Annotated in this window: 9 protein-coding genes and 3 pseudogenes; 5 read left to right on the top strand and 7 right to left on the bottom strand. The window is 39.8% G+C overall.

Translation table 11 applies throughout. The features are described 5' to 3' along the window. From E5S67_RS24350 to E5S67_RS24360, 3 genes and pseudogenes are all read left to right on the top strand, one after another. A partial coding sequence (locus tag E5S67_RS24350; RefSeq protein WP_172190936.1) for an IS66 family transposase occupies positions 1 to 404 on the top strand: 404 nt, incomplete at its 5' end. A 19-nt stretch (positions 405 to 423) separates the two neighbouring features. Next, a pseudogene (locus tag E5S67_RS24355) lies at positions 424 to 994 on the top strand (transposase); the annotation flags it as partial. 7 nt (positions 995 to 1,001) lie between these two features. Further along, positions 1,002 to 1,713, top strand: a pseudogene (locus E5S67_RS24360) (IS1 family transposase). A gap of 127 nt (positions 1,714 to 1,840) precedes the next feature. Here E5S67_RS24360 and E5S67_RS33645 read toward each other — a convergent pair. The 4 genes and pseudogenes from E5S67_RS33645 to E5S67_RS24375 form a co-directional block, all read right to left on the bottom strand. Then, a pseudogene (locus tag E5S67_RS33645) lies at positions 1,841 to 8,494 on the bottom strand (amino acid adenylation domain-containing protein); the annotation flags it as partial. 292 nt (positions 8,495 to 8,786) lie between these two features. Beyond that, positions 8,787 to 14,231 carry a trifunctional serine/threonine-protein kinase/ATP-binding protein/sensor histidine kinase gene (locus E5S67_RS24370; RefSeq protein ID WP_172190938.1) on the bottom strand — a complete coding sequence of 1,815 codons (5,445 nt, stop codon included), beginning with the start codon at positions 14,229 to 14,231 and terminating at the stop codon, positions 8,787 to 8,789. A gap of 100 nt (positions 14,232 to 14,331) precedes the next feature. After that, positions 14,332 to 14,454 carry a hypothetical protein gene (locus tag E5S67_RS34135; RefSeq protein WP_281363572.1) on the bottom strand — a complete coding sequence of 41 codons (123 nt, stop codon included), beginning with the start codon at positions 14,452 to 14,454 and terminating at the stop codon, positions 14,332 to 14,334. Between the two features lie 114 nt (positions 14,455 to 14,568). Then, positions 14,569 to 14,778: a hypothetical protein gene (locus E5S67_RS24375; protein ID WP_246276969.1), complete on the bottom strand. Its 210-nt coding sequence runs from the start codon at positions 14,776 to 14,778 to the stop codon at positions 14,569 to 14,571. Between the two features lie 587 nt (positions 14,779 to 15,365). Here E5S67_RS24375 and E5S67_RS34140 point away from each other — a divergent pair. Next, complete coding sequence (locus E5S67_RS34140) at positions 15,366 to 15,749, top strand: transposase (protein WP_281363573.1); 384 nt, start codon at positions 15,366 to 15,368, stop codon at positions 15,747 to 15,749. Positions 15,750 to 15,780: 31 nt separating this feature from the next. Further along, entirely contained in the window at positions 15,781 to 16,044 is a 264-nt protein-coding gene (locus tag E5S67_RS34145; protein ID WP_425487381.1) for a transposase, read from the top strand. A 106-nt stretch (positions 16,045 to 16,150) separates the two neighbouring features. On the opposite strand, the gene E5S67_RS24385 is transcribed toward E5S67_RS34145, so the two are convergent. The 3 genes from E5S67_RS24385 to E5S67_RS24395 all read right to left on the bottom strand — a co-directional run bounded on the left by E5S67_RS24385 (position 16,151) and on the right by E5S67_RS24395 (position 25,184). Next, positions 16,151 to 17,893: a putative bifunctional diguanylate cyclase/phosphodiesterase gene (locus E5S67_RS24385; RefSeq protein ID WP_172190939.1), complete on the bottom strand. Its 1,743-nt coding sequence runs from the start codon at positions 17,891 to 17,893 to the stop codon at positions 16,151 to 16,153. Positions 17,894 to 18,156: 263 nt separating this feature from the next. Then, entirely contained in the window at positions 18,157 to 19,431 is a 1,275-nt protein-coding gene (locus E5S67_RS24390; protein WP_172190940.1) for a hybrid sensor histidine kinase/response regulator, read from the bottom strand. A 302-nt stretch (positions 19,432 to 19,733) separates the two neighbouring features. Further along, a complete protein-coding gene (locus E5S67_RS24395; RefSeq protein WP_172190941.1) occupies positions 19,734 to 25,184 on the bottom strand; it encodes a trifunctional serine/threonine-protein kinase/ATP-binding protein/sensor histidine kinase in 5,451 nt (1,816 codons plus the stop codon). Positions 25,185 to 25,460 lie beyond the last annotated feature (276 nt).

The following is a 25,460-nucleotide window of genomic DNA, read 5'->3' on the forward strand; positions in this document are numbered from 1 at the left end:
TATTAAGGGCTTTTATCATCCATCGACGACGAGAAAAAATCGACGATGCCAGACTCAATCGATATCGAGAAAATTTACAGGAAAGATTAACGGGGATTTTGAATGTAGCGCCACACCATCCGGATGGTATCCGGTTACGAAAACGCTATGGTGGGCTAATTGACAATTTATTTCTATTTCTGAAAGATGCGACAATTCCACCCACGAATAATAGTAGTGAACAGGCGATTCGGATGAGTGTAATATTTCACCGTGTGACTAATGGCTTCCGTTCGGAATGGGGGCGAGATTTGTTTGCTGCTGTTCGTTCAGTTGTTAATACTGGCAAGCGTCAGGGCTTGACGGCTTATCAATCTATTCAACAAGCTCTCTCTACTGATCGCTCCCTTTTTTGCCCTAGTTGAGCAATTACAATAATTTATTATGACTCTTCACCCACGCGACTGGTCATTGATTCCAGAAATGACCGCCTCCGTAGCACGAACCTCCTTTCCCAAAGGAAATCCATATATGAAAATGCGCGACGAACTCGGAGTGTTGTACCAAGATACTGACTTTGTTACCTTGTTTCGAGCCGACTGCGGTCAAAGTGCGTTATCACCTGGACAATTAGCATTAATCAGTGTGATGCAATTTGCCGAGGGATTGACTGACCGACAAGCAGCAGAAGCGGTCAGAAGTCGTATAGATTGGAAGTATGCTTTGGGACTAGAAATTACTGATAGCCGTGCGTGATTATTCCGTTTTAAGTGAATGGAGAAGTCGATTAATTGCTGCGGGACGTGAAAGTCAATTACTCGATAAAATGCTTGTACATTTTATCGCTCGGGGATGGCTCAAAGCTAGAGGTAAAGCCAGAACTGACTCAACTCATGTCATCGGAGCCATCCGCAAAATGAACCGTCTCGAATGCGTTGGAGAAACTTTGCGTCATGCCTTAGATCAGCTAGCCACCGTGGCGGATGAATGGTTATTAAGGCGTTGCATAATAGAGGGATGAATTGAGGTCAAATTCCACGCAATGTCCTGAATGCAACTCGACGCACATCCGTAAAAATGGGCAACGACGCGGTAAACACTCATCACATATGTGTGGCTTGCGGTCGCCAATTCATAGACCGTTATGAACCAGCCTTTAGGCTACAGCGAGGAGGTCAGGCGTGAGTGCCTCAAAATGTATGTCAATGGCATGGGGTTCCGTGGTATCCAACGGGTGAAGGATGTGCGCCATACCACTGTGATTTGCTGGGTAAAACAGGTGGGGCAAAATCTGCCCGATGCTTATTCTCCAGAGACCACACCGCAGGTCGGTGAACTTGACGAATTGGAAACCTTTGTCGGCTCAAAAAAAACCAGATCTGGCTGTCGACAGCAGTAAACCATTTCAGGGTAGGGATTCTTGGCCTTGTGTTGGGCGACCGAGCGTGGGGAGACATTCAAACCGTTATGGGCCATTGTGGGAGCATGGAGATGCTACTTTTACGTCACTGATGGTTGGAGTGTTTACCCAGGCTTCATCCCTGCCGGAGACCAGATTGTGAGCAAAACGTATATGACACGGGTAGAGGGAGAGAACACGGGCGTTGCGACACTATCTCGCAAGGCTGCATCGTAAGAGTTTGTGCTATTCACGCGTTAGAGGAAATGCTGAGGCACTCAGTTCGGTTGCTACTGCACTACCTAAAATTTAGAGATGTGCCTGTTCCCACCTAATTCATCCCGCTATTCAGCAACGCCGGAATTTTTTCCCACGCTAAGTTTTCTAGTTTTAGTTTCTACTGTTCGTCAAAATAAGTAGACAACATCTATAATTCTTGGAAGAGCATATATATTGGAGGCGTTATCTGTAGTCGGCATTTAAAGAATTGGTATAAGGCGCAGTTAGTCTAAACTTCAGTAAGTACGATAAGTAAGTATTTAACAATCTTTCATCTATAGGTGGACAGCTAATGCAGCTACCAACTAAACCATCGATCGCCTTCTGAGAATCAAAGCAAATACTTATACTTCTGACTGTCTGTAAAGATACGGCTTCATCAGCGAAAAGGCTGATCAGTGGATGCAAAGCATTTTCTGTTGAATTTTCAACCGATTTTAATAACTCAAAGTTCCACTGTTTATAAGGAATGCGTTCGAGTGAGTAGCCAAGAGAGCGAATGAAATCGAAAAGCTGATTCCAAGGAATGGGGTGAGGGTTAACTAAATGGAAAGCTTTCCCGACCAATTCTTTTTGTTTGGATAAATGAACGATCGCTTGGCTAACATAATCCACAGGAGTCATGTCCACCATAATATCTAAATCAGGTGTTTTTCCCATTTGAATGCAGCCTTTAAGCATTCTGCGGAGCAGATCGGCAGTATTGCAAATACCCGTTTGGCTGTCTCCTGAGATAAATCCCGGTCTATAAATATAAACGGGTAGCCCTCTAGAATAGGCAGTCATAACTAATTTTTCAGCTACCCATTTACTTTGATCGTAACCTTCACAAAGACTTTCACTATCAGGTAGTTCGTCTTGTTCTCGAACTACTGTATTTTGCTCGTAAGTATCCGAAGAAAATACGCCAATGGTAGAAACGAAATGCACTGGTTTTACTTTGATAATGCAGGCTAATCTCAAAACTTCCTGCGTACTGAGAACGTTTACCGCTTTTAATGCAGAGTATGGATAAACCAGATTTGTTGATGCACCATTGTGATAAATTACATCTAATTTGCTTGCCAGTGTGCGAAATTCATGTGATGTAAGTCCTAAAAATGGTTGAGATAAATCTCCTAAAACTGGGATGATGCGGTTGCTGATAGGTTGGTTATAAAGTAAATAGCGTTCTAGACTTTTTTGGATTTTTTCGATGCCTTGTTCGAGGTTGGATGCTCTTACCAGGCAATAAATATTTGCCTGCGTTTTCTTTAGTAAATCATTAAGTAAGTGAGTACCGAGAAATCCAGTTGCTCCTGTTAATAAGATATGGGATGGTTCTTTATCCCATTCAAAATTAATATTTTCAGGAGAGATGCTAGGATCTAAGATTGCTTCCGCATTTAGATCGATACTTTTTTCTTTCGCTGATGTAGTAGTGGAATCTGTCTGACTAGCAAGAGCGATCGCATCCGCAGTTCCTGCAATTGTCGGCACTTCTAAGAATTGTCGCAGCGATACTTCTACCTGAAAAGCATCTCTCACTTTAAACATTAGGTGAGTAACTTTTAAAGAATGCCCGCCCAAATCGAAAAAGCGATCGTAAATGCCAACTCGATCGATACCGAGAATCTTTTTCCAGATTTCAGCTAACTTTTCTTCCACAGGAGTACGAGGCGCAATGAATGCTGTTTCTAGTTCTTCTCGATTTCCTTCTGGCGCTGGTAAGATTCGCCGATTTACTTTTCCAGAAGGAGTTAAAGGCAGTGTTTCTAAAAATAGAAAAGCATTAGGAATCATGTATTCAGGCAACTTTTCTTGCAAAAAGTGCCGCAGTTCGTTGGCAGAAGGTGCTAACTCTTTCGAGGCAACTACATAAGCAACTAAACGCTTGTCGCCTGGTATATCTTCCCTAACAATAACAACAGCTTCTGCTATGTTTTGGTGTTGTGCCAAAGCAGTTTCGATCTCTCCTAACTCAATCCGAAATCCGCGAATTTTTACTTGGTCGTCAATTCGACCCATATACTCGATGTTACCATCTGGTAAATAGCGGGCTAGATCGCCAGTTTTGTACAGTTTTGAGTTTTGAGTTTTGAGTTTTGAGTTTTCTTTTAATTCAGAACTCAAAACTAATAACTCATCACTATTTAAGAATGGGTTTTCAATAAACCGTTGGGATGTTAAATCTGGTCGGTTGATATAACCATTGGCTAAACTAACACCGCCGATGTAAAGTTCTCCGGGAATACCAATTGGTACGGGTTGTAATTGTGAATCGAGGATGTGGATTTTGGCGTTGGCAATAGGACGACCGATAGAGGGCAATTTAGGCCAATTTTCAGGTGAACCCGTGAGAGTAAATGCCGTTACAACATGACTTTCAGAAGGGCCATATTGATTGTGCAAAGTGCAATCTTTTAGCTGACTAAACCAATTGACTATCGCTCTACTAATTTGCAACTGTTCGCCAGCAGTAATAATTTCTTGCAAACTATTAGGTACGGTTCCTTGCTCTTCAGCAACCTCAGCTAGATGCTGAAGGGCAATAAAAGGAAGAAATAAACGTTCGATCGCTTCATCTTGGAGAAGTTGCAATAAAGCTACTGCATCTTTCCGAATCATGTCTGAAATTAACACCAAAGTGCCGCCAGAAAACCAACTGGTAAAACACTCCTGAAAAGAAACATCGAAACTGATGGGGGCAAATTGGAGAGTTTTAGTAGCAGGAAAAGCAAAATTTTGTAATTGCCAATCGATCAGATTCACCAGGGGACTGTGACTCATTGCCACCCCTTTAGGTTTGCCTGTAGAACCTGATGTATAGATAACGTAAGCTAAATGGTCGGGTAATACGGCTGTGGTGGGGTTATCTTGCGGGCGTTGGGCGATCGATTTCCAGCCCCGATCTAAACAAATCGCTGGTATCCCATACTCTAACAGTGGCGGCAATAAACTTGCCTGAGTTAGCACTACTGGAACTCCGGCATTTTCCAGCATATAAGCTATCCGTTCTTGCGGATAAGCCGGGTCGAGAGGTAAGTAAGCTGCACCTGCTTTTAGGATGCCCAAAAGTCCGATCGCCATTTCCAGCGATCGTTCTACGCAGATACCAACTACCGTATCTGGTACAACTCCTAGCGATCGTAAATGATGCGCTAATTGATTTGCCCTTTGATTCAACTCCTGATAGGTAAGTTGTTGCCCTTCAAATATTACTGCTACCGCATGGGGATTTTGTTCTACTCGATCTTCAAATAACTGGTGAATGCACTTATTTTGGGAATAATGTGCCTCGGTAGCATTCCAATTTATCAACTGTTTTTGTTCGCCAATTGTTAACAAAGACAACTTCGAGATAGACTGCTCTGGATTGGCAACAATACTTTCTAGTAAAGTGAGAAAATGCCCAACCATTTGGGAAATAGTAGTGGCATCAAATAAATCGGTATCGTACTCAAAACGACCGACAATTCCTTGCGGTGTTTCTTCTAATTGAAGAAACAAATCACATTTTGACGTACCGATATGAATGTCCATCTGGTTGACTTGCCAATCCTTAGAATCCAAGGTAGCAATTGGTGGTTCCAAAATAAATAACACTTGAAATAATGGATTCTGACCCAGCTTTCTTTCTGGTTGAAGTTCTTCCACTACCTTCTCGAATGGCAACTCTTGGTTAACATAAGCTCCTAAAGCTACTTCTCTTTCTCTGGAAAGTAACTGTCTGAAACTGGGAAAACCAGAAAGGTCAGTACGCAGGATCAGCGTATTGAGGAAGTACCCAATTAATCCTTCAATTTCCGGTCGGTTTCGCCCACCAGTAACAGTGGCGACGGGAATATCTTCTTGTCCCGAATAGCGGTAGAGCAAAATTTTGAATACCGCCATTAATGTCATAAATAAAGTGACATTTTCCTGACGGGACAGAGCTTTTAAAGCCTCAGTTAAACTCTTGGAAAGTGCCAGAGTTTGCATTGCACCTCGAAACCTTTGAACTGGCGGTCTTGGACGATCGGTGGGCAAATTTAGCGGAGGCAAATCTGCTAATTGCTGTTTCCAGTAAGCTAGCTGTGGCTTCAGTAATTCTACTTGTAGTTGTTGCCGCTGCCAGTAGGCAAAATCGGCATACTGAACGGTTAATTGTGGCAGAGATGAGGGTTGGCAATCGCAAATAGCTTCGTAGAGTGTCACCAGTTCGGGAAATAGCACGCTGTATAGAGAAACAGCATCTAAAATAATGTGATGTACGGTTATATATAGTCTGTAATCCGTCTCGCTGATTTGAATTAGCGTAGCTCGTAGCAACAAATCAGAGGTAAGATTAAAAGGTTGCCGTGCCTTTTCTTTTACAAACCGCAAAGCTTCCGTTTCGCGATCGCTTTCTGACGCTATTTCTTGAAAATTAATTAATGGCAGAGGTAAATAGCAACTTGGCTGAACGATCCGAATTGGTTGCCCATCGAAAACAGAAAAGTTGGTTCGCAGAATTTCGTGGCGATCGATAATTTGGTTGAAACTTTGTTCTAAAGCTAATCGATCGATCGAACTCGGTAAGTAAATTGTAAAGTGTTCGTTATAAAAAGGATTACCCGGTTCCACTTGTGCCAACAACCACATCTGTTGCTCGCCAAAAGAGAGAGGCAAATTCTGGTCGCGGTCAATCACTTTGATTGGAGAAAGTGGCAACCTTGAGTTTGTTTGAAGTTCTGTTTCTATTTGCTGGGCTAATTCGGCTATTGTGGGTGCTTCAAACAAAGAACGCAGAGACAATTCTATTTCAAGCGTATTTCGGATGCGAGAGATAACTTGAGCAGCTAGTAACGAGTGTCCTCCGCATTCCCAAAAGTTGTCATGAATTCCAACTCGATCTAAACCTAAAATTTCCGCCCAAATTCTTCCTAGCACTTCTTCAACCGGAGTACGAGGAGGAACAAAAGGCATTAACTCAAGCTCTGGTTCCTGTTCCAAAACATCTGATTTATAGACAATATCGGTTACAGTTTCAATATTGCTATTTGACAGTTCATTTGTGATTGGTCTCGGTGAAGGTAGCGCTTGACGATCCAGTTTGCCGTTGGGAGTTAGCGGCAATTCTTTCAGGACAACAAAGTTAGAAGGCACCATATATTCGGGCAACTTCTGTTTTAAGAAGTTACGGAGAGTACGGGTAACACTGCGTTGCAAAACTTTCAAAAGTTTCTGTTTTTCTAGGAGATAATCTAAGCTTTGTTGGATTATAATTTGCTGTGTTGGCGTTAGCTCGAACTGAATCCCAGTTTGCTGTTCTTCTTGCCATACTACTTTACCTTCTACCCACAAAAATTGAGAATTTTCTGGTAGCTGTAGGTGCAAGCGGACGCTACTACCTCGCTCTAAAATTTCTGTCATTCCTACTAAGCTAATACCACCTATTGAAATGTCCTCGGTGGTTACTTCTATAGTACGATTACCATCAAATCCAACCAAGCAAGGACTTTGATAAGGTATCCGTTCCGGGATGAGATTAGAGACGATGTAGGCGACTAAACGCTTGTCACCCGGTACGTCTTCGCGTGCGATCGCAACGGCTTCCCGCACGTCAGGATGTTGTCGCAGTGATGCTTCAATTTCTGCTAATTCAATCCGAAAGCCGCGAATTTTTACTTGATGATCGATCCGCCCTACAAATTCAATATTACCGTCTGGTAAGTAACGAGCCAAATCACCAGTTTTGTAGAGGCGCGAACCTGGTTCATTGCTAAATGGGTTGACAATGAATTTTTCAGCAGTCAAATTAGGACGGTTTAAGTACCCTCTGGCTAAACCAATACCACCGATATAAATTTCGGCTGTTTCTCCTGGTGAAACTGGCTGTATTTGCTCGTTTAGCAAATAAACTTCTGTGTTTTGAACTGGTTTACCGATCGGGGTATTTCTCTTGTTAGTTGTTTCGCGATCGACAGAATACAAAGTGGCACAAATCGTAGCTTCTGTAGGTCCGTAACCGTTTATAATTTGCAAGCCAGGATTTTTTTTACTAATTGACGCTAAAAGCTGTTCGTAAATCGGTTCTACTCCTACGAGTAATCTTTTTAGACAAGATTTGTTTGGTGCTTTTTGGACGCGATCGAAAAAAACATTTAACATAAAATGTGGAATATAAGCGCTACAAATCCTCTCGAAATACAGCCATTCAATGAATATCTTGGCATCAGCACGTATGTGCTCTGGAACTATATGTAACGCTCCTCCAGTTAATAAAGCCGAAAAGATTTCATAAACCGAAACATCAAAACTTAAGCTAGTCCATAAACTACAGGCATCTCCTACAGAGAGTGGCTGGCGGCGATCGAAATCTGCCAATAGATTAATCACGCCGAGATGGTTGCAACAAACTCCTTTCGGCTTTCCTGTAGAACCAGATGTGTAAAGTACGTAGGCTAGGTTTTCAGTATTTACTTCCGTATCAGGGTTTTCCTCACTCTCGCAACTAATTGTTTCCCAGTCGGTGTCGAGACAGATAACGCGGCTTTGATGTTTGGGGATAGACTCGACTAAGGATGCTTGAGTCAGCAGCAATAATACTTGGCTATCTTCTAGCATGAAGGCTAAGCGCTCTTGAGGATATGTTGGGTCGAGTGGCACATAAGCACCACCAGCTTTAAGAATTGCTAGAATAGCCACTACTATTTGTAGCGATCGCTCTAAACAAATACCTACTAACACCTCTGGTTTTACACCGCAATTCTGAAGATAGCGTGCTAGCTGGTTAGCTCGATAATTCAGATCTCGGTAAGTTAATTGTTGTCCTTCAAAAACCACCGCCACCGCATCCGGTGTACACTCCACTTGAGATTCAAAGATATGATGAATAACTCCACCTTTCAAACGATCGAACATTTGATGTTTCCTCTAAGTTATTATGCTAAGTGGCAGTTTTTGAGCGATTTGATTACTTAGAAGCTTTACTCTCAAGCTCCAATAAAAGCCTTTGCGTTTAGCAAAGAAGGTTGACAGGTTCCAGCTGTGTTTTAAGCTTAATGTTCTGTCCGCTTATTTGCTGCTTAATGGCTTCTAACTTAGAGTTCCCTATAAGCTGGAAAAAATAACAAATTTAGTAGAAGTAAAAAAAATATTTATAATTTTCGGTTTAACCCAATAAAATCTATCTTACGGGACTTGACTTTTGGCTATTTTTAGGTTTTATGGGAATATCGATAATGAACTCTGCACCTTGACCTGGTGCTGAAATGCACTGCACTTGTCCGCCATGTTTTTCAACCACAATTTGATAACTAATAGACAACCCCAAACCCGTTCCAGAACCAACGGGTTTGGTTGTGAAGAATGGGTCAAATAGTTTAGTAAGCACTTCTTCTGTTACGCCAGTTCCATTGTCAGCAATGCGTATTCTTATCCAATCGCAATTTATTACTTCAGTCACGATAATAATCGTGCTAGATTTTTCCTTAATTTGTGTTTGTGGCCGATGGCGATCTTCTAACGCATCGATCGCATTAGTAAGAATGTTCATAAATACTTGATTTAATTGACCTGGGTAACACTCTACTAATGGCAGTTTTGCATACTTTTTAATTACCTGAATTGCTGAACGATCGGCCTTTTTATTCAAACGGTTTTGCAAAATTAGCAGGGTACTTTCAATACCCTCATGTATATCTACTGATTTCATATCTGCTTCATCTAAACGGGAAAAATTTCTGAGTGACAAAACGATTTCGCCAATACGGGTTGCTCCCAGTTGCATTGAAGAAAATATTTTAGGTAAATCTTCCAGTAAGTATTCAAAATCGATTTCTTCGATATAATCTTGAATTTCCCGCTTAGGACTATGATTGCTGTGTTGGTAGAGATCAATTAAATGTAATAATTGTTCGCTATATTCCTTAGCGTGGTTTAAATTACCATAAATAAAGTTGACTGGATTATTTATTTCGTGAGCAACACCAGCAACTAATTGTCCCAAACTAGACATTTTTTCAGTTTGGATAAGTTGTGCTTGAGCTTGTCTTAGTTCATCCAAAGCTTTTTGTAATTTAATTGCTTGACGTTTTAATTTATCATTTTTTTCGCTTAGTTCAAATGTGCGTTCTTCCACCTTTTCTTCTAGCGTGCGGCTGTATTCTTCTAAATTTTTATAAAGCAAAGCATTTTCTAAAGAAATAACTATTTGTGTAGAAAGAATTTTAACGATTTCTAAACGAGCCGATGTAAATGCACCAACAGTTAAATTATTCTCCAAATAAATTATGCCAATAAGTTTATTTTGATTAATAACTGGAACACATAAAATGGATTTAACTTTAGCTTTAATGATATAGGAATCTTTGATAAATATTCCCTCTTGTGCGGCATTATTTAAAACAATATTCTCTTTAGTTCGGGCTACGTAATTTATTAAAGAAACAGGTAAATTTTGGCTATTATCTAGAGATGTCGATGACCACAAAGTTATTTTTTCTTGTTCTACAGTACCAGTCGCTTTGAGCGTTAAAATACCATCGGTTTCTAAAACAAGGCAGCTAGTTTGAGCGCCAGCATTTTCCATTAAAACTTTTAGTAATTTATCCAAAAACTTATCAAGTACAATTTCGCCAGCAAGAGCTTGCGATGCTTTGATAATAGTGGCTAAGTCTAAAATATCGGCTTTAGTTCCTAAGCTGGCAGAACTTGTCGTAACAGTTAGTTCTCGACTAGAAGTTTCGTTAGACGTTAAAGATAGTAATTGCGGGTATCGTAATTCCAAATCTTTAACTTTTGCTATTGCTCCCCAACGAACATAACAATAGTATGAATCTACTAAATATGTTTGAGCTATTTTTTCTCTTCCAAGACTGCGGTAAAATTCTGATGCTCTTTCATTTGCTATTGCTTCTTCGTGAATATAACCTTGTTTCTTTGCTCCTAGAATTGCCCGATCGTAATATTCCATTCCTGGTAATATATGCCCTAAAAACTTAGCTTTTTCTGCTTCGATTAAATAATATTTATGCTCGTAATTTCTAGGAGAACATAACGACCATTTTTTTAATTTAATTTGGTTTAATTCTACTTGTTGTAGGTTTATTTCTCGCTCGGATTCTTCCAAAAATGAACATCGTGCAAGTAAAATCATAGAATAGTAAAAATTTTGTTCTCCTGTATGTATTACACCAGCTAAATAACCAGAATATCGCTCCGCTAGCTTTGCATAACTAACTGCTTCTGCGTAGTTTTGAAGTAAATATAAAAATATTGATTTGGAAAAATAAGTAGAAAAAAGTAAAGCACCATTGTTTGATTCAGTAAAAATAGGTAGCATTGCTTCTTCATCAAATAAATTACCGATTGCTCTACATTCATTTTCGTTTTTATTTAATAACTTCAAAACTAACTGTCGCCAAATTATAATAGGTAAGCCAAAGTAATTTTGTTTTAAATTAATTAAAAGATTCGTATAAATAGTTTGTTTATCACATACATCATTTAGATACTCGCCTACAAAAAAAGGATAAACTGAAGTATAAGTAGCCGCGTAACTAGCATACTCTAAATCGCCACTCTCTAAACCATATTGAACGGTTTCTTGTAAAGGCTCTATGGTTTCTCTAGCATGGCTTACCCAATGTTTGATATGACCGTAGAATAATTCATATACTTTAGCTTTAACTTCTTTAGCATTGAGTTTTTTCACTAAATTTATTCCTAGTTGACCGAACTGATACCCAATTTCAATATTATCTATTGAAGTACAAAGGATCAGTCCATAAAAAGTATAGGCGAAAGCAGATAGTGATGAATTTCCATGTCTAATGCAAATATTGACCATCGTAAACACGATCGGCGGTAAAAGTGCTGGATTCATTACATAAGCAGGTGTTATCGCTTTAACTAATATTCGCATGGCTGCAAGTTTATCAGGGTCAGCCATTTCTGGTAGATTGCTTAAATTACCAATATCTAATTCTTCAGGCAATTTTTCAACTAAAGGTTCTCCTAGCATTTCCAGCACTAACAACGATGTGTCAAGTGCTGCTTGCATCTGATTGAGAGAAATATAAAATTGGATTTTTATTTCGTATGTTTTGACTTTTTCTAAAAACGAAGTAGCTTTTCTTAAAACAATATCACCAAGCGAAGTTGAATTTTCAAAATTGCCATTTAAATATTCTATTTCTACTGCTTCTATATACAGAGAAAAAGTTAATTTATAATTACTATGCCAGCTATCTTCCGCAAGTAATTCTAGCCCGAAATTTAAGTATCTCTGCGCGAGTTCATAAGCTGCTGCTGCCTTTGCTTTCCGCGCAGATAACAGATTTAATTCAGCTAGCTCTTGTTTGATTTTTTCACTGGTAATTAACTCTATAGCGATATTTAAGTGATTGACAATATCAAAAATTTTATCTTCTATTTCTGTTGTTTTAGTATTCTTTAGCAATAGTTGACCGACTTTTAAATGAATTTCTTTTTTTTGTTCTGCTGGAATCAAAAAATAAGCGGCTTGTTGAACGCGATCGTGCAAAAATTTATACTCAATATGAGGTAAACTACTTTGGTTTTCAATTTTTTCAACTAATGATGATGACGTATTTAAATCATCAGTCAAAGGAATTTTATAAGCACCGCTTAAAGGAAAAATAAAATCTTCTTGAAGTGCTTGCCAAAGCTCGTTTGCTGTAGATGATAAAGATTTTTCATTGACAATCGCTAAATCGTTTAATGTAAATGTATTACCAATACAGGCTGCCACTTTTAAAGCACTTTGCGTATAATTAGGCAGTTTTTGAATTTTGTTAACCATTAATTCAACAACATTATCCGTAATTTTAACTTCTTTAATCTTTTGAACATCCCACTGCCAACTACCAGCGTTTAGATCGAATGAAAGTAGGTTTTCTTGGTAGAAGGTTTTAATTATTTGAGTTACAAAAAATGGATTCCCAGCCGTTTTATTAAAGACTATTTTCGCTAGAGAAAAGGCTGTTTCTAATTCGCAGTGAAGCGTGTCTGCAATTAATTGATTAACTTGAACAGTATTTAAAGGTTGTATATCGATCTGATTTACCTTAACTCCAGCTTTTTTAATTTCATCCAAAAGAAACATCAATGGATGAGTTTCGTTAACTTCGTTATCTCGATAGGCTCCAATTAACAAAAAGTATTGACTATCTGATGACATCATTAGCAGTTGGAGTAATTTTAATGAAGCAGAATCAACCCACTGTAAATCATCTATGAAAAGAACTAGAGGATGTTTTTGAGTGGTAAAAACACCCAACAACTTTTGGAATACTAAATAAAATCTATTTTGTGATTCTCCAGGTTCTAATTGAGGAACAGGTGGTTGCAGCCCAATAATTAATTCCAACTCAGGAATGACGTCAATAATAACTCTGCCATTTGTACCCAAAGCTTTTAATAATTTATTTTGCCAAATTTCGACTTTTTCTTTACTTTCAGTTAATAGCTGTCGTATCAAGTGCTGAAAAGCTTGAATCATTGCAGCATAAGGAATACCGCGTTTAAATTGATCGCATTTTCCCGAAGTAAAATAACCCTTTCGCCGCACAATTTGTCGATCGATTTCACTAATTAAGGCTGTCTTGCCGATTCCTGAGTAACCGGAAACAAGTATCATCTCACTCTTACCTTGACGGGTTCTTTCAAAAGCAGCGTTTAGGGTAGCAATTTCTCCATCGCGACCGTAAAGCTTTTGGGGTATTTGAAATTTAGCAAAAACATCATGCTGACCGAGAATGAAATTTTCAATTCTTCCATTAGTTTGTAGTTGAGTTAAGCACGCTTCCAAATCTGCCTTAATTCCATAAGCGCTTTGATATCTATCTTCCGCAGTTTTGGCTAGTAATTTCATCACGATATCAGATATTACTTTCGGGATAGTTGGATCTACTTCATGGGGTAAAGCTGGTATTTTGGCAATATGACTGTGAACGAGTTCCATCGCATCTATAGTTGGAAATGGCAACTGTCTAGTCAGCATTTCATAAAATGTGACACCCAAAGAATAAAAGTCAGTACGATAATCAATCGCCCGATTCATCCTACCCGTTTGCTCTGGGGACATATAGGCCAAAGTTCCTTCTAATAGATCGGGATTGCTGACCAGATATTTTTCTTGCGTAAGAAGTGATGCAATTGAAAAATCTGCGATCTTTACTTTTAATGTTCCATCATTAATAATGATGTTATCTGGCTTGATATCTTTGTGTATAATATTTAATTTATGTACTTCTTCTAAAGCTTTAGTTAATCCAATTGATATTTGCAAAAATACAAATAAATCTATACATTTACCAGACTGAATAAGTTTTTTCAGTGAATTTCCACCAAAATCTTCTAAAACTATAGCTATATAATTGTTAGATTTTTCTAGGCTATAAGCTTTGATAATGCCTTCTGAATCTAAGTCTTTCATCAATTCATACTGATGTTTAAATACATAAATGTCTTGACTGGAAGGATATGCCTTTTTAAGAACTTTAATAATAACAATTTGACGATCTCGAATTCTCCGCGCTTTATAAACCAGAGTTATTAAACTATCGTGAATTTTTTCTAAGTATTCATAACCTGCAATAATAAACATGGCTTTTTCCTGGTTGTTAGCAGAAAGTTTATAATTTTTATAATCGTAATTGATTTATCTTAGTTTTGCCTCAGTAATTTTACGGTTTCGATCCTAGAACTTAAATATAATTTAACGTGAGTTCGATGGAGTGCGATCGCTTGGTTGACATAGTGGATGGGTGGACGATCGCTTCATTGACAGGCTCTGCGAGAGTGGGCGATCGCTTCATTTGTGCTGGCATCAAATCTCAAATGTTGAGTAAATTAATAATAAGTTAAAACTGTTAAAATGTAGTGGATTTGAGTTGAGAACTTTTAAAACTGTGAAATCCGATCTTTGCTTTTTTGGCATTTTCCTAAAGATATAGCACTTCTTCAATTGGATAATAGTTCTTAACGAGCCACTTTGCTCTCCAACACTCAGCCAGAAGAAGCTGGATTTTTCTGGCTTTGTACCATTCCTCTATCTGAACTGGTGTCTGAGCTTGCTTTAGGAGGTCATAGCTGGGCAAGCTGGCTATAAGTTGGGCAATTTGCTCGCCTATTTCAGGGTTTTTTCGATTCATTAGGTAACTGGGAGTAAAGTGGGAAAAACAGGGCAAAAGTAGCTCCGGTCGTTTACTGCCCAATTGTAATCCCTAATTTCAGAGCCGGATTATTTGCCCACCGCTGCGCTACGTGAGTATAAATAGAGGTCGTCTTGGGGTCTTTATGCCCCAACAAGTCCTGCACTTACCGCAGTTTTGCCCCAGCTCGCAGCGCCAGCGTTCCCGCCGTATGTCTCAAACTGTGGGTCGATATCGTGCGCCCCGGCGTGTGTTTGAGCCCTGCTTCCTTTAAATATAGAGGAAACTATAGCACCTAGCTGGTATCGCTTGCTCTCTGTGTAAGAGAGGAATAAAAAGATTCCTAGCATAACAAAAAAGTAAATAACGTGAGTTCGGGATAAGGAGTTGGGCCGTGAAAAGGGCAAACCCGATAGGCTGAAAATGCTAAAATCTCGCCCAGTTTGCCTTCATGCTTAGTCTAGAACAACTCTTTTGCTCCGTCGATGATTTTTGCCAAGGCTTTGAAGCGCAATGGCAGCAGCAACTTTTAGGCTGTGGACTCAAGCTGAGGAATCGACCTGGCAGCTTGACGAAAGAGCGAAATCATGACGATTCTGATTGCATTCCACCAATCGTGTGACCGCAATTTCAAAACCTATTATCAACAGAAGGTGCAGACTGAGTGGGCGGATGCGTTTCCACCAGGGGTGAGCTATCACCGCTTCATCGAATGGCTTCCTGGAACGTTAGTGCCAATGTGCGCCTACTTGCGCTCGTGTTTTGGCAAGTGTAGCGGCATCAGTTTTATGGATTCTACCTGTATCAAAGTCTGTCACAACCGCCGCATCTCTCAACACAAAGTGTTTGCGGATTTAGGATCACGTGGCAAAACCTCGGTTGATTGGTTCTTTGGCTTCTTGCTGCATCTGGTGGTCAATGACGCCCGGCGAGTTGCTCAAGATCGTATTGACTCCGGGGAATACCGATGACCGCACTCCGGTGCCTTGATTATTGCAACAGTTGTTTGGCAAGGTGTTTGCAGACCTGGGCTACATCTGGCAAAAATTGGCAAAACAATTGTTCAAAACCGCAGGCATTCAACTAATCACCAAGCTCAAGCGCAACATGAAACAGCGCTTGATGCCCCTCAATGACCGGTTGATGCGGGAGCAAGTGCGCCCGAGATCGAAACCATTATCGATCAGTTTAAGAACATCTCTCAAATCGAGGATTCGCGTCATCGTCCTCCGGTCAATTACTTTGTCAACATTTTGGGTGGGTTGATTGCCTATTGCCATCAGCCAAAGAAGCCGTCGATTGCGATCGACCACAATCTGTTGCCTCCGGCTTAACCCAAACTCACGTTAGTTAGTCTTGAAATATCGGCAATTTAATCATTGTTGAAGAGCGTTGCAGCACGCAACATAGCAACAGCCCCTTCCTCCTCCAAAGGCCGCGAAAAAAAGTAGCCTTGATAGGAATTACATCCCAAAAAACGGAGTATAATTAGTTGCTCTTGCGTCTCCACGCCTTCTGCCGTTGCCTCTAATTCCAAAGAACTCGCCAGATTTAAAATCGCCTCCAGCAAAGTCAAATTTTTCCCTCCTTCCTCCAGGGAACAAACAAAAGAACGGTCAATTTTGAGAGTATCAATCGGCAGCAATTGTAAGTAAGATAAATTTGAATAGCCCGTGCCAAAATCATCCAAACAAATCTTAATTTGCCGCGCTTTCAATAGCTCTAGTACCTCAGCAGCCTCCTCAGCATTCTCCATTAAAACACTTTCGGTAATCTCTAACTTCAAAAATTTGCCTTTCAAATTATGCACTTGCAGGAGTGAGTCTAACAGCGGTAATAAATTAGGAGCAAATAGCTGAATACCAGATAAATTAACACTCATATTCAAAGACAAATAGTCAGGGAATTGCAACTGCCATTTACTTAAACAAGCCACTGCTTCCGACAGTACCCACTCCCCTAATGCTACAATCAAACCCGTTCTTTCCGCCACCGGAATAAACTCGCTCGGAGAAACCAACCCGCGTGAAGGATGCCGCCATCTTACCAAGGCTTCAAACCCTACTATTTGACCCGTTGCAAAAGATACAATCGGTTGATAATTAAGGTAAAACTGTTGCAAATTAATTGCATTTTGCAAGTCAGTTTCTAACTGGAGTTGCTCTAAAGCTCGCGATTGCATATCAACATTAAATACAACAGCGCTACCAGCACCCCGAATAAAAGCCTCATGTCTAGCCGCATCAGCCGCCCGCAGCAAATCTTCCGGCTCTTCTGTGCCAATTGCACCTAAAGCGATGCCAATACTAACACTAGAAAAAACCGCAGTTCCATTCAAATTAGATGGCAGTTCTAATGCTTGGCGAATGCGTTCTGCTGTATCTAAAGCTAACTGAGAATTAGTAATATCTGCCAGCCAAATCGCAAACTCATCTTCTCCCACTTTTGCTATAAGATTCGTATTCAGAGCGCAAGCCTCTAACCGCCGCGCTACTTCTACTAGCAACTGCTCTCCTCTAGAATGACCTAAGCTATATTTAACAATTTGATAGCGGTTAAGAGCCAGAAATAAAATTGCTTCTAAATGACCAGATTCTATGATAGTATTCATGCCACTACGCATCTCCTTTAAGAGCAAATTACGGTTAGGCAAACCCGTCAGCTCGTCGTAAAATGCTTGGTAGCGAATTTGTTCATTTGCTGTAGTAAGTTGCTGCTCTTTTTCCCTAGCAAGTCGCACAGACTCTAAAGTTTTATTAATTGTAATTTTTAAGTCATCAAAATCAATCGGCTTCGTTAAAAAATCAAAAGCACCCCGATTCATAGCTGTCCTAATATTTGGCATATCCCCGTAAGCTGAAATCACTACAGCTTTGAGCGTTGGGTCAATAGCTGGCAGATTCTGTAGCAAAGTTAAACCGTCCATTTCGGGCATACTAATATCAGTTAGCACCAAGTCAAAAGAGCCATCCGCTTGCAGTTTATTTAAAGCTTGGACTCCATTAATTGCAAAATCAAACTCAAATTCATGAGTGCTGATTTGATGCCGAAATAGCTGAAGGATTACATATTCTAAAAGTGGTTCGTCATCAATTACTAAGATTTTAGCTGTCATGGAATTGGTCTTGTTAGCAAGAAACCAGGAGTTTAATTCTCTTGTAGGGGCAATCCCCCTGTGGTTGCCTCCCTGTGGTTGCACCGTAAGTAAGTTTGGGGCAGGCATGGAAGCACTGTTCCTACAGCAAATTTATCATTTTACGACTTATGCTCCTAGATCTGGTTTCTCTGGCAAATTGAAAACTCTCACTAGATACCTACGAAGAAACCCGGTTTCTAGCCTAGACGTGCGTAAATCTTGATTTTATCAGTTCCCAGCCTTTAAGTGGGAATTTCAATAATAAATTCAGTTCCCTCTCCAGGTGCAGAGTTACAACTGAGCCACCCCCCGTGTTTTTCTTCAACAATAGACCGTGAAATTGACAAACCCAATCCCGTCCCTTTACCCACAGATTTTGTAGTAAATAAGTGGTTAAATACCCGCTGTTTCACTTCTTCTGTCATTCCCATCCCATTGTCAGCAATAGAAATTATAACATGAGAAGTTGAACTATCGTTGATAATTTTTTCGCTCTCATCGCTAAGGAAAGTGCGAATCGTAATTATATTAGGATTGGCCTTAATTTCCTCGCGGCTCCGCTCTGCATTCCACTCTTCCAATGCGTCAATGGCATTAGCAATGATATTTAAAAACACCTGGTTTAACTGTCCGGGGTAACTCTCTAATGGGGGGAAGCTTCCGTAGTCTTTTATCACTTGAATTTCTGGTTTACCGTCAGCCGCTTTGAGCCGATGTCTCAAAATTAATAGGCTACTATCAATTCCTTCATGGATATTGAAACGAACTTTAGATGTACTATCTGCCCGAGAAAAAGTTCTCAGAGAAATGCTTATTCCCCGAATGCGCTCAGTTCCTTCTTTCATAGAATTGAGCAATTGTGGCAAGTCTTCTAAGATAAAAGGGAGGTCAAGAGCTTCTATTTTAGCTTGAACTTCTGGGTTATTTAGGAAGCAATTTTGTTGATAAATGTTGAGGGCAGTTATCAATTCTTGAAAGTAGCTTTCTGCGTGTTCAACGTTTCCTAAAATGAAGCTGATGGGATTATTGATTTCGTGGGCAACTCCGGCAACTAACTGGCCGACGGAAGCCATTTTTTCGTTTTGAATGAGTTGGGTTTGCACCTGTTGGAGTTCTATTAAATTTTGTCTGACTTGTTTGACAGTCTCTAAGGCTCGTTGGATAGTAATCTCCATATCCTGAAAATCAATAGGTTTTGTCAAAAAGTCAAAAGCTCCCCGGTTCATGGCAGTTCTAATGTTTTGCATATCTCCATAGGCGGAGATGACCACTGTTTTTAATGTATTGTCGATTGTTGAGAGTTTTTCTAGTAAAGTTAACCCGTCCATTTCGGGCATATTAATATCTGTTAGCACTAAATCGAATGGTGGAGATTCTGCAATTTTTTCTAAGGCTTCTCTGCCATTGTGAGCAAAGACAAATTCAATTTCTTTGACCCGAATTTTTTGCCGGAATTTTTGTTGAATGACGTACTCTAAAAGTTGTTCATCATCGACGACTAGGATTTTGGCTGTCATGGGGAGCTATCCTGTATCCTATGGTAGAAATAACTAGGATCATTAGCTTAATATAGCGCGTTATTTAAAATTTGTAAAGGATTAAATTTATTAATGAGGATGTAGTCAGGAAGAAGGAAGAATACTTATGTAATCAGCTTTTTATTCATCCGTATTTTACGTTTAATTAAGTGGATATACTTAAGATTCACTGTATAATTTTAACCCGTAAAGGTGGGTTTGGTTTGTGTAGAAGCGGTTTCAACCTTCGAGTAAAGTTACTAATGTAATGTTTTAACGCCTCTATCGTGCGCCAAAGATATTTAAGTTTTGGGCAAAGTAATGATAAATTCGGTGTAATTTTCGGGTTCTGTTTGCACTTCCAAATTGCCTCGGTGTTGTCCAACAATGATATCGTGAGTGATGGATAAACCTAAACCCGTTCCCTGTCCGGGAGGCTTGGTAGTGAAGAAAGGAAGGAATATTTTTTGTTGATTTTCTTTAGGAATGCCGATGCCGTTGTCACGAATGCGGATTTCTATTGTTGTGCCTAGATTTTTAGTGGTAATAGAAACAGTAGGATTGAAATATGCGGTCATTTTAAATTGTTTAACATGGGAGGCATAGCAAGCATTATCGATGATGTTAATTAAGGCGCGACTGAGGTCAGAAAAAGCGACATCTACTTCTTCAATTGATTTGTCACAGTCAGTTTCAATGGTAAGGTTGAAGGTTTTATCTTTGGCACGAATGCTGTGGTAAGCTAATTGTAGGGCTTGAGCGACGAGGGCGTTGATGTCGGTTTTTTGGCGGTTACCGCCGTCGCTGCGAGCGTGCATTAGCATACTTTGAATAATGCTGTTTGCGCGTTTCCCTTGTTCGTTAATTTCTGATACGTTACGCTTAAGATAAGTGAGGTTTTCGTTAATTAATTCCAGAGATTCTGAGTCTAAGTTTTCGGATTGGCGGTCTATTTCTTCTGCGATTTCAGATGTTAAGTCTTCTGAGAGAGTAGCAAGAGAGGTGACGAAGTTGAGGGGGTTGCGGATTTCGTGGGCAACACCTGCGGTGAGAGATCCGAGGGAGGCGAGTTTTTCTGAGGCTACTATTTGTTTTTGAGCTGTTTTTAATTCGGTGGTTCGTTCTTCAACTTTCTGTTCTAGAGTTTCCGAATATGCTGCAAGTTGTTGGTTGGCTTCTTCTAAATTTTGGTTAAGTTGATTGACTTCTGCGTAAAGTTTGGCATTGGTAATGGCGATTGCAGCTTGTCCTGATAGCATTTGTAAGACAGTGAGTCTGTCAGCGGTAAAGGCGACGGTTGTCAAGTTATTTTCGAGATACATAATCCCTGAAAGTTGACCTTGATTGAGCAGGGGTGTACACAAGATTGATTTAGGCTGATTTTGTTGGATATAGGGGTCTTTTTTAAAGATTCCTTCGTGGCTGGCATCGTTTAAAACGACTGTTTCTTTAGTGCGAGCAACGTAGTTGATAATCGAGGCTGGAACTGCATTTTCTAGGAGAGCAACGGAAATAGTTTCCTCTTCTGGTTGTTGAGGATTGGTCAATACGGTGAGGTCGTTACCTTCCACGATTCCCGTGGCTGAAATCACCCACTGATTCTCACTTTGGTTAGATAAAAAAGTGGGTTTGGTGAGTAATGAACCGCGAGTAGCTCCTACATTTTCTATGAGAATGGTCATTAATTTACCTAGCAGTTCGCTGAGAACAATTTCTCCAGATAACGCCTGTGCTGCTTTCATAATTGTACCGAGGTCAAGTGCTGTTGAATGGCTGGAAGTAGAGGTTGTCGTCCAGTTTGATGTGGTTGTGCTAGTGGGGTCAAGACTCATAGTTTCACGCTGCTGCGTGCGGGAGATAAGATGGGGATATGTTTCTTCTAAGTCTCTAACTTTGGCGACGGCTCCCCAGCGAATGTAGCAGTAATAGGCTTCGGTCATGTAGGTTTTGGCGACTTTTTCTCTACCGAGGGCTAGATAAAATTCGGCAGCGCGTTCGTTGGCTAGGGCTTCTTCTTGGATGAATCCTTGTTCTTTGGCTCCGCTGATGGCTCGTTCGTAGTAGGTTATTGCTGTCTCGTTTTGTCCCAATACTCGTGCTTTTTCTGCTTCTACGAGTTCGTATTTATGTTGGAAGTTCATCGGGGCGTGACTTGCCCAGGTTTTCATTTGTTTCTGATGGGATGCTACTTTTTTCAGGTATTGTTTTTGTTCGGTTTTGGTGGTGGCTTGGTAGTGAGCGAGGAGGGCTAGGGAATAGTAGAAACTGTATGTACTTGGCAGAACAGCGCCACTCAAATTTTTCTTGTAGTTTTCTAGTAATATAGCTGTTTCAAGACATTTGTAAAAATCTTTAAACAAATAAAAGAGAATAGATTTAACTAAATAGACATAAGCAACGGCTGTATTATTATTAGCTTCTATTAAAAAAGATAGCCTTTGCGATTCATCAAATATTTCTCCGATCAGTGTAGTACGATTAGCGGATTCATTTATGATATTTAATACAAATTGATTCCAGAGAGCCAAAAGATCTGCCGTAAATTCTTGCTTGTAATTGCCTAGTGCTTTTAGATATCGCCGCTGAACATTAGCAACATATTCTAGGTGTTCACCGCTCCAGAAAAGATTAGTAGAATGGTACAAAGCTGCATAACCTGCATATTCTAAATCTCCGGTTTCCAAACCACTTTTAAAAGCCTCAATTAAAGGAGTTATTGTATTTTTTATGGGTTCTTTAAATTCTCGAATAAAATGATTAAATAAATGGTAGACTTTAGCTTTTATTTCTCTAGCGTTAAACTGCTCCAGTAAAGTCAAAGCAAGTTGCCCAAATTGATACCCACAATCAGTATCTTCCAGCACTCCACAAAGGAGCATACCATACATACAATATCCGTAAGCAGACAGAGCCGCATTCCCGTATTTGACAGAAAGATAAACCATTTTAAAAACAACAAGTGGAAAAAGAGCGGGACTAGCAGCAAAAGCAGCCGGAATAATATTCATTAAAATTCGTATAGCTGCCAGCTTATCATGGTTAGTCATCTCTGGCAGTGCGGCTAAATCTCGAATTTGCTTTCTCCCTAATATAAATTTGGTGCGATAAAACCCAACCATTATACTGATATTGTTTGGATTTTGAGGAAGAGAAATTCCCAATAATTTTAGCACTTGCAGTGCCGTTTCTAAGGCTTTTTGCGGCTGATTTTGGGATAAATAAAACGGAATTTTTAATTCATACACTTTGATTTTTTCAAGCAGGGTTTTTGTTTGTAAAATAACAATTTCAGATAGCTGTTGCGCTCGTTCAAAGTTAGTATTAAGGTATTCCACTTCCAGTGTTTCTAAGTGGAGATTCCGCGTCAAATCGTAGTGACTTTGCCAGCTAGATTCTGGCAGAAGTTCTAACCCTACATTCAAATATCTGACAGCAGCTTCATAAGCTGTTGCTGCTTTTGCTTTTTGCCCAGCTATTAAGTTAAAGTTGGCGAGTTCATCTTTTTCTGACGGCTGCGCGATGAATTCCACGCCAATATTTAACTGATTGACAATATCAAATATATTCTCTTCCAAAGCGTTTTCTGCGTATTGATGCAATAAGAGCTTACCAATTTTCAAGTGCGTTGCTTTTTTTTGATTTTCAGGAATTATTGAATAGGCTGCTTGTTGCACCCGGTCATGTAAAAATTTGTAGCCAACTCTCGATTCATCAAAAAGTAGCGTTCCCTGTTCTTCTGACTGAAAAGCCAAAGGGACTTTGTAGTCATTACTCAGAGGTAAAATTAGACCTGCCTGAAGTGCTGACCACAAATCATCGGCTGTTTCTAGCGGTGATTTTTCATTAACAATCGCGCAGACATCTAAGTTAAAACGGTTGCCAATACAAGCGGCTAATTGTAATAGTTTTTGTGTTACTTCTGGCAGCTTTTGAATATTTCTGGCTACGAGTTCTACAACATTATAATCAGCAATTCCCAGGAATTGAATCTGTTTGATGTCCCATTGCCAGCAACTTTTGATAAAATCAAATTTTAACAGTTGTTCAAAATGTAGAGTTTTGAAAAGTTGTGTTAAAAAAAAGGGATTTCCCTGAGTTTTATTGAAGAGTAAATCTCCTAATTTGATTGAATTGTTATCTTTCTGAAGAGTATCAGAAACTAATTGACGGACGTTGCTAATATCTAAAGCCTGGAGGACGATGTTATTCACAACTGCACCTGTTTTTTCAATTTCTTCAATGGTTTGAATCGTCGGATGAGTTGGGCTGACTTCGTTATCTCGATAGGCTCCAATTAGTAACAGATATTCGCTATCGGTGTCTGTTATCAAGAGTTGGAACAACTTCAGAGACGCTGAATCTGCCCATTGTAAATCATCGAGGAACAGAACAAGCGGATGTTCTGGCTTAGTAAATACATGAATAAATTGTTTATAAACTCGGTTGAAGCGATTTTGAGATTCTGTTGGCCCTAGCTGGGGAACTTCTGGCTGTTCGCCCATAATCAGTTCTACTTCGGGAATTACGTCAATAATTACCCGTCCATTTTGTCCCAAAGCTTCTACAAGCTGCTCTTTCCAAATTCCTATATTTTCAGAGTTTTCTGTTAACAGTTGCCGGATTAATTCTTGAAAAGCTTGAATTAAGGCTGCATAGGGAATATTCTTTTTAAATTGATCGAATTTGCCTGCGATAAAATAACCGCGCTGGCGTACTATTGGTTTATGAACTTCTTGCACAACGCAGGTTTTTCCAATTCCTGAATAACCGCTGACGAGCATCATTTCTGTTGAGCCAACTGCAACTCGTTCAAAAGCTGCCATTAGGGTTGCAACTTCTGTTTCTCGTCCATATAATTTTTGAGGAATGAGAAATTGACCGAATCGATCTAATTTACCCGCTGTGAAATCTTTAATTTGTCCAGATTCTTCTAATTGTTTAAGACATTCTTCTAAATCGGCTAAAAGTCCGCGAGCGCTTTGATATCTGTCTTCAGCAGTTTTGGCTAATAATTTCATTACGATGTCAACAACCGCCTTGGGAATTTCTGGATTTAGCTGATTTAGTGACCTGGGTTGTTTCGCGATGTGGCAATGTACCAATTCCATTGGGTCGTTAGAATTAAAAGGTAGCTGACCCGCAAGTATTTCGTAGAAGGTAACACCAAGGGAGTAAAAGTCTGTGCGGTAGTCTATTGACCGATTCATTCTCCCAGTTTGTTCGGGAGACATATAGGCGAGAGTGCCTTCGATGTAGTTGGGGTTACTGATGGTAGGATTTTCTTTTTCTAAGCGGGTGGCGATGCTAAAGTCGATGAGTTTTATTTGCCTATTTTCTGGTTTAATAAGGATATTTTGTGGTTTAATATCTTTGTGAATAATTTGGTTTTGATGCAGTTCTCGGAGAATTTGGGCGAGTTGACTGGCGATTTGAAGAAAGTTAATTAAATTCGTTTTTTGGGAGGTAATATATTGTTTGAGAGGCTGTCCGCCAAAATCTTCTAGAATTAGGGCAAGTCCGTGTTCATAAGGTTTTAATTCGATGGGCTTGATAATGCCTGAGATGTTTAAAGAGTGGAGGATTTGATATTCGTGTCTGATTCGGGCGATTTCTTCTAAGGTCGGATACTCAGCTTTGAGAGTTTTAATGATGACAAGAGTGCGTTCTAGCTCGTAGCGACCTTGATAAATAACGGTTTTTGTACCTTCGTGGAGCGGGGCGAGCAGTTGGTATCCGGGTAGGGGGGTTCTCATGGTATATCTTTAAAAGCGATACAGTAGTGAAAAAGCATAATATTGATGAACCCTGAGTTGATCTATCGTCTTATTAGTTTTTTATATTGTACCTTTGTATCGAAGATTACTTTCGATATAAAACATAAACTTAAGATTTAATTAATTAAATCTTAAGTTTTGACAAAAATATAGTTATCAGATAACAATACTCCGGACAGTTTTTAAAGAGGGATGCGATGCCTTCGGCAAGCAACGCTTACGCAATACAGCAGAGAAGTGAAAACAGTGAGTGCA

The organism is Microcoleus asticus IPMA8 (genome assembly GCF_013179805.1).
Taxonomy (GTDB): domain Bacteria; phylum Cyanobacteriota; class Cyanobacteriia; order Cyanobacteriales; family Microcoleaceae; genus Microcoleus; species Microcoleus asticus.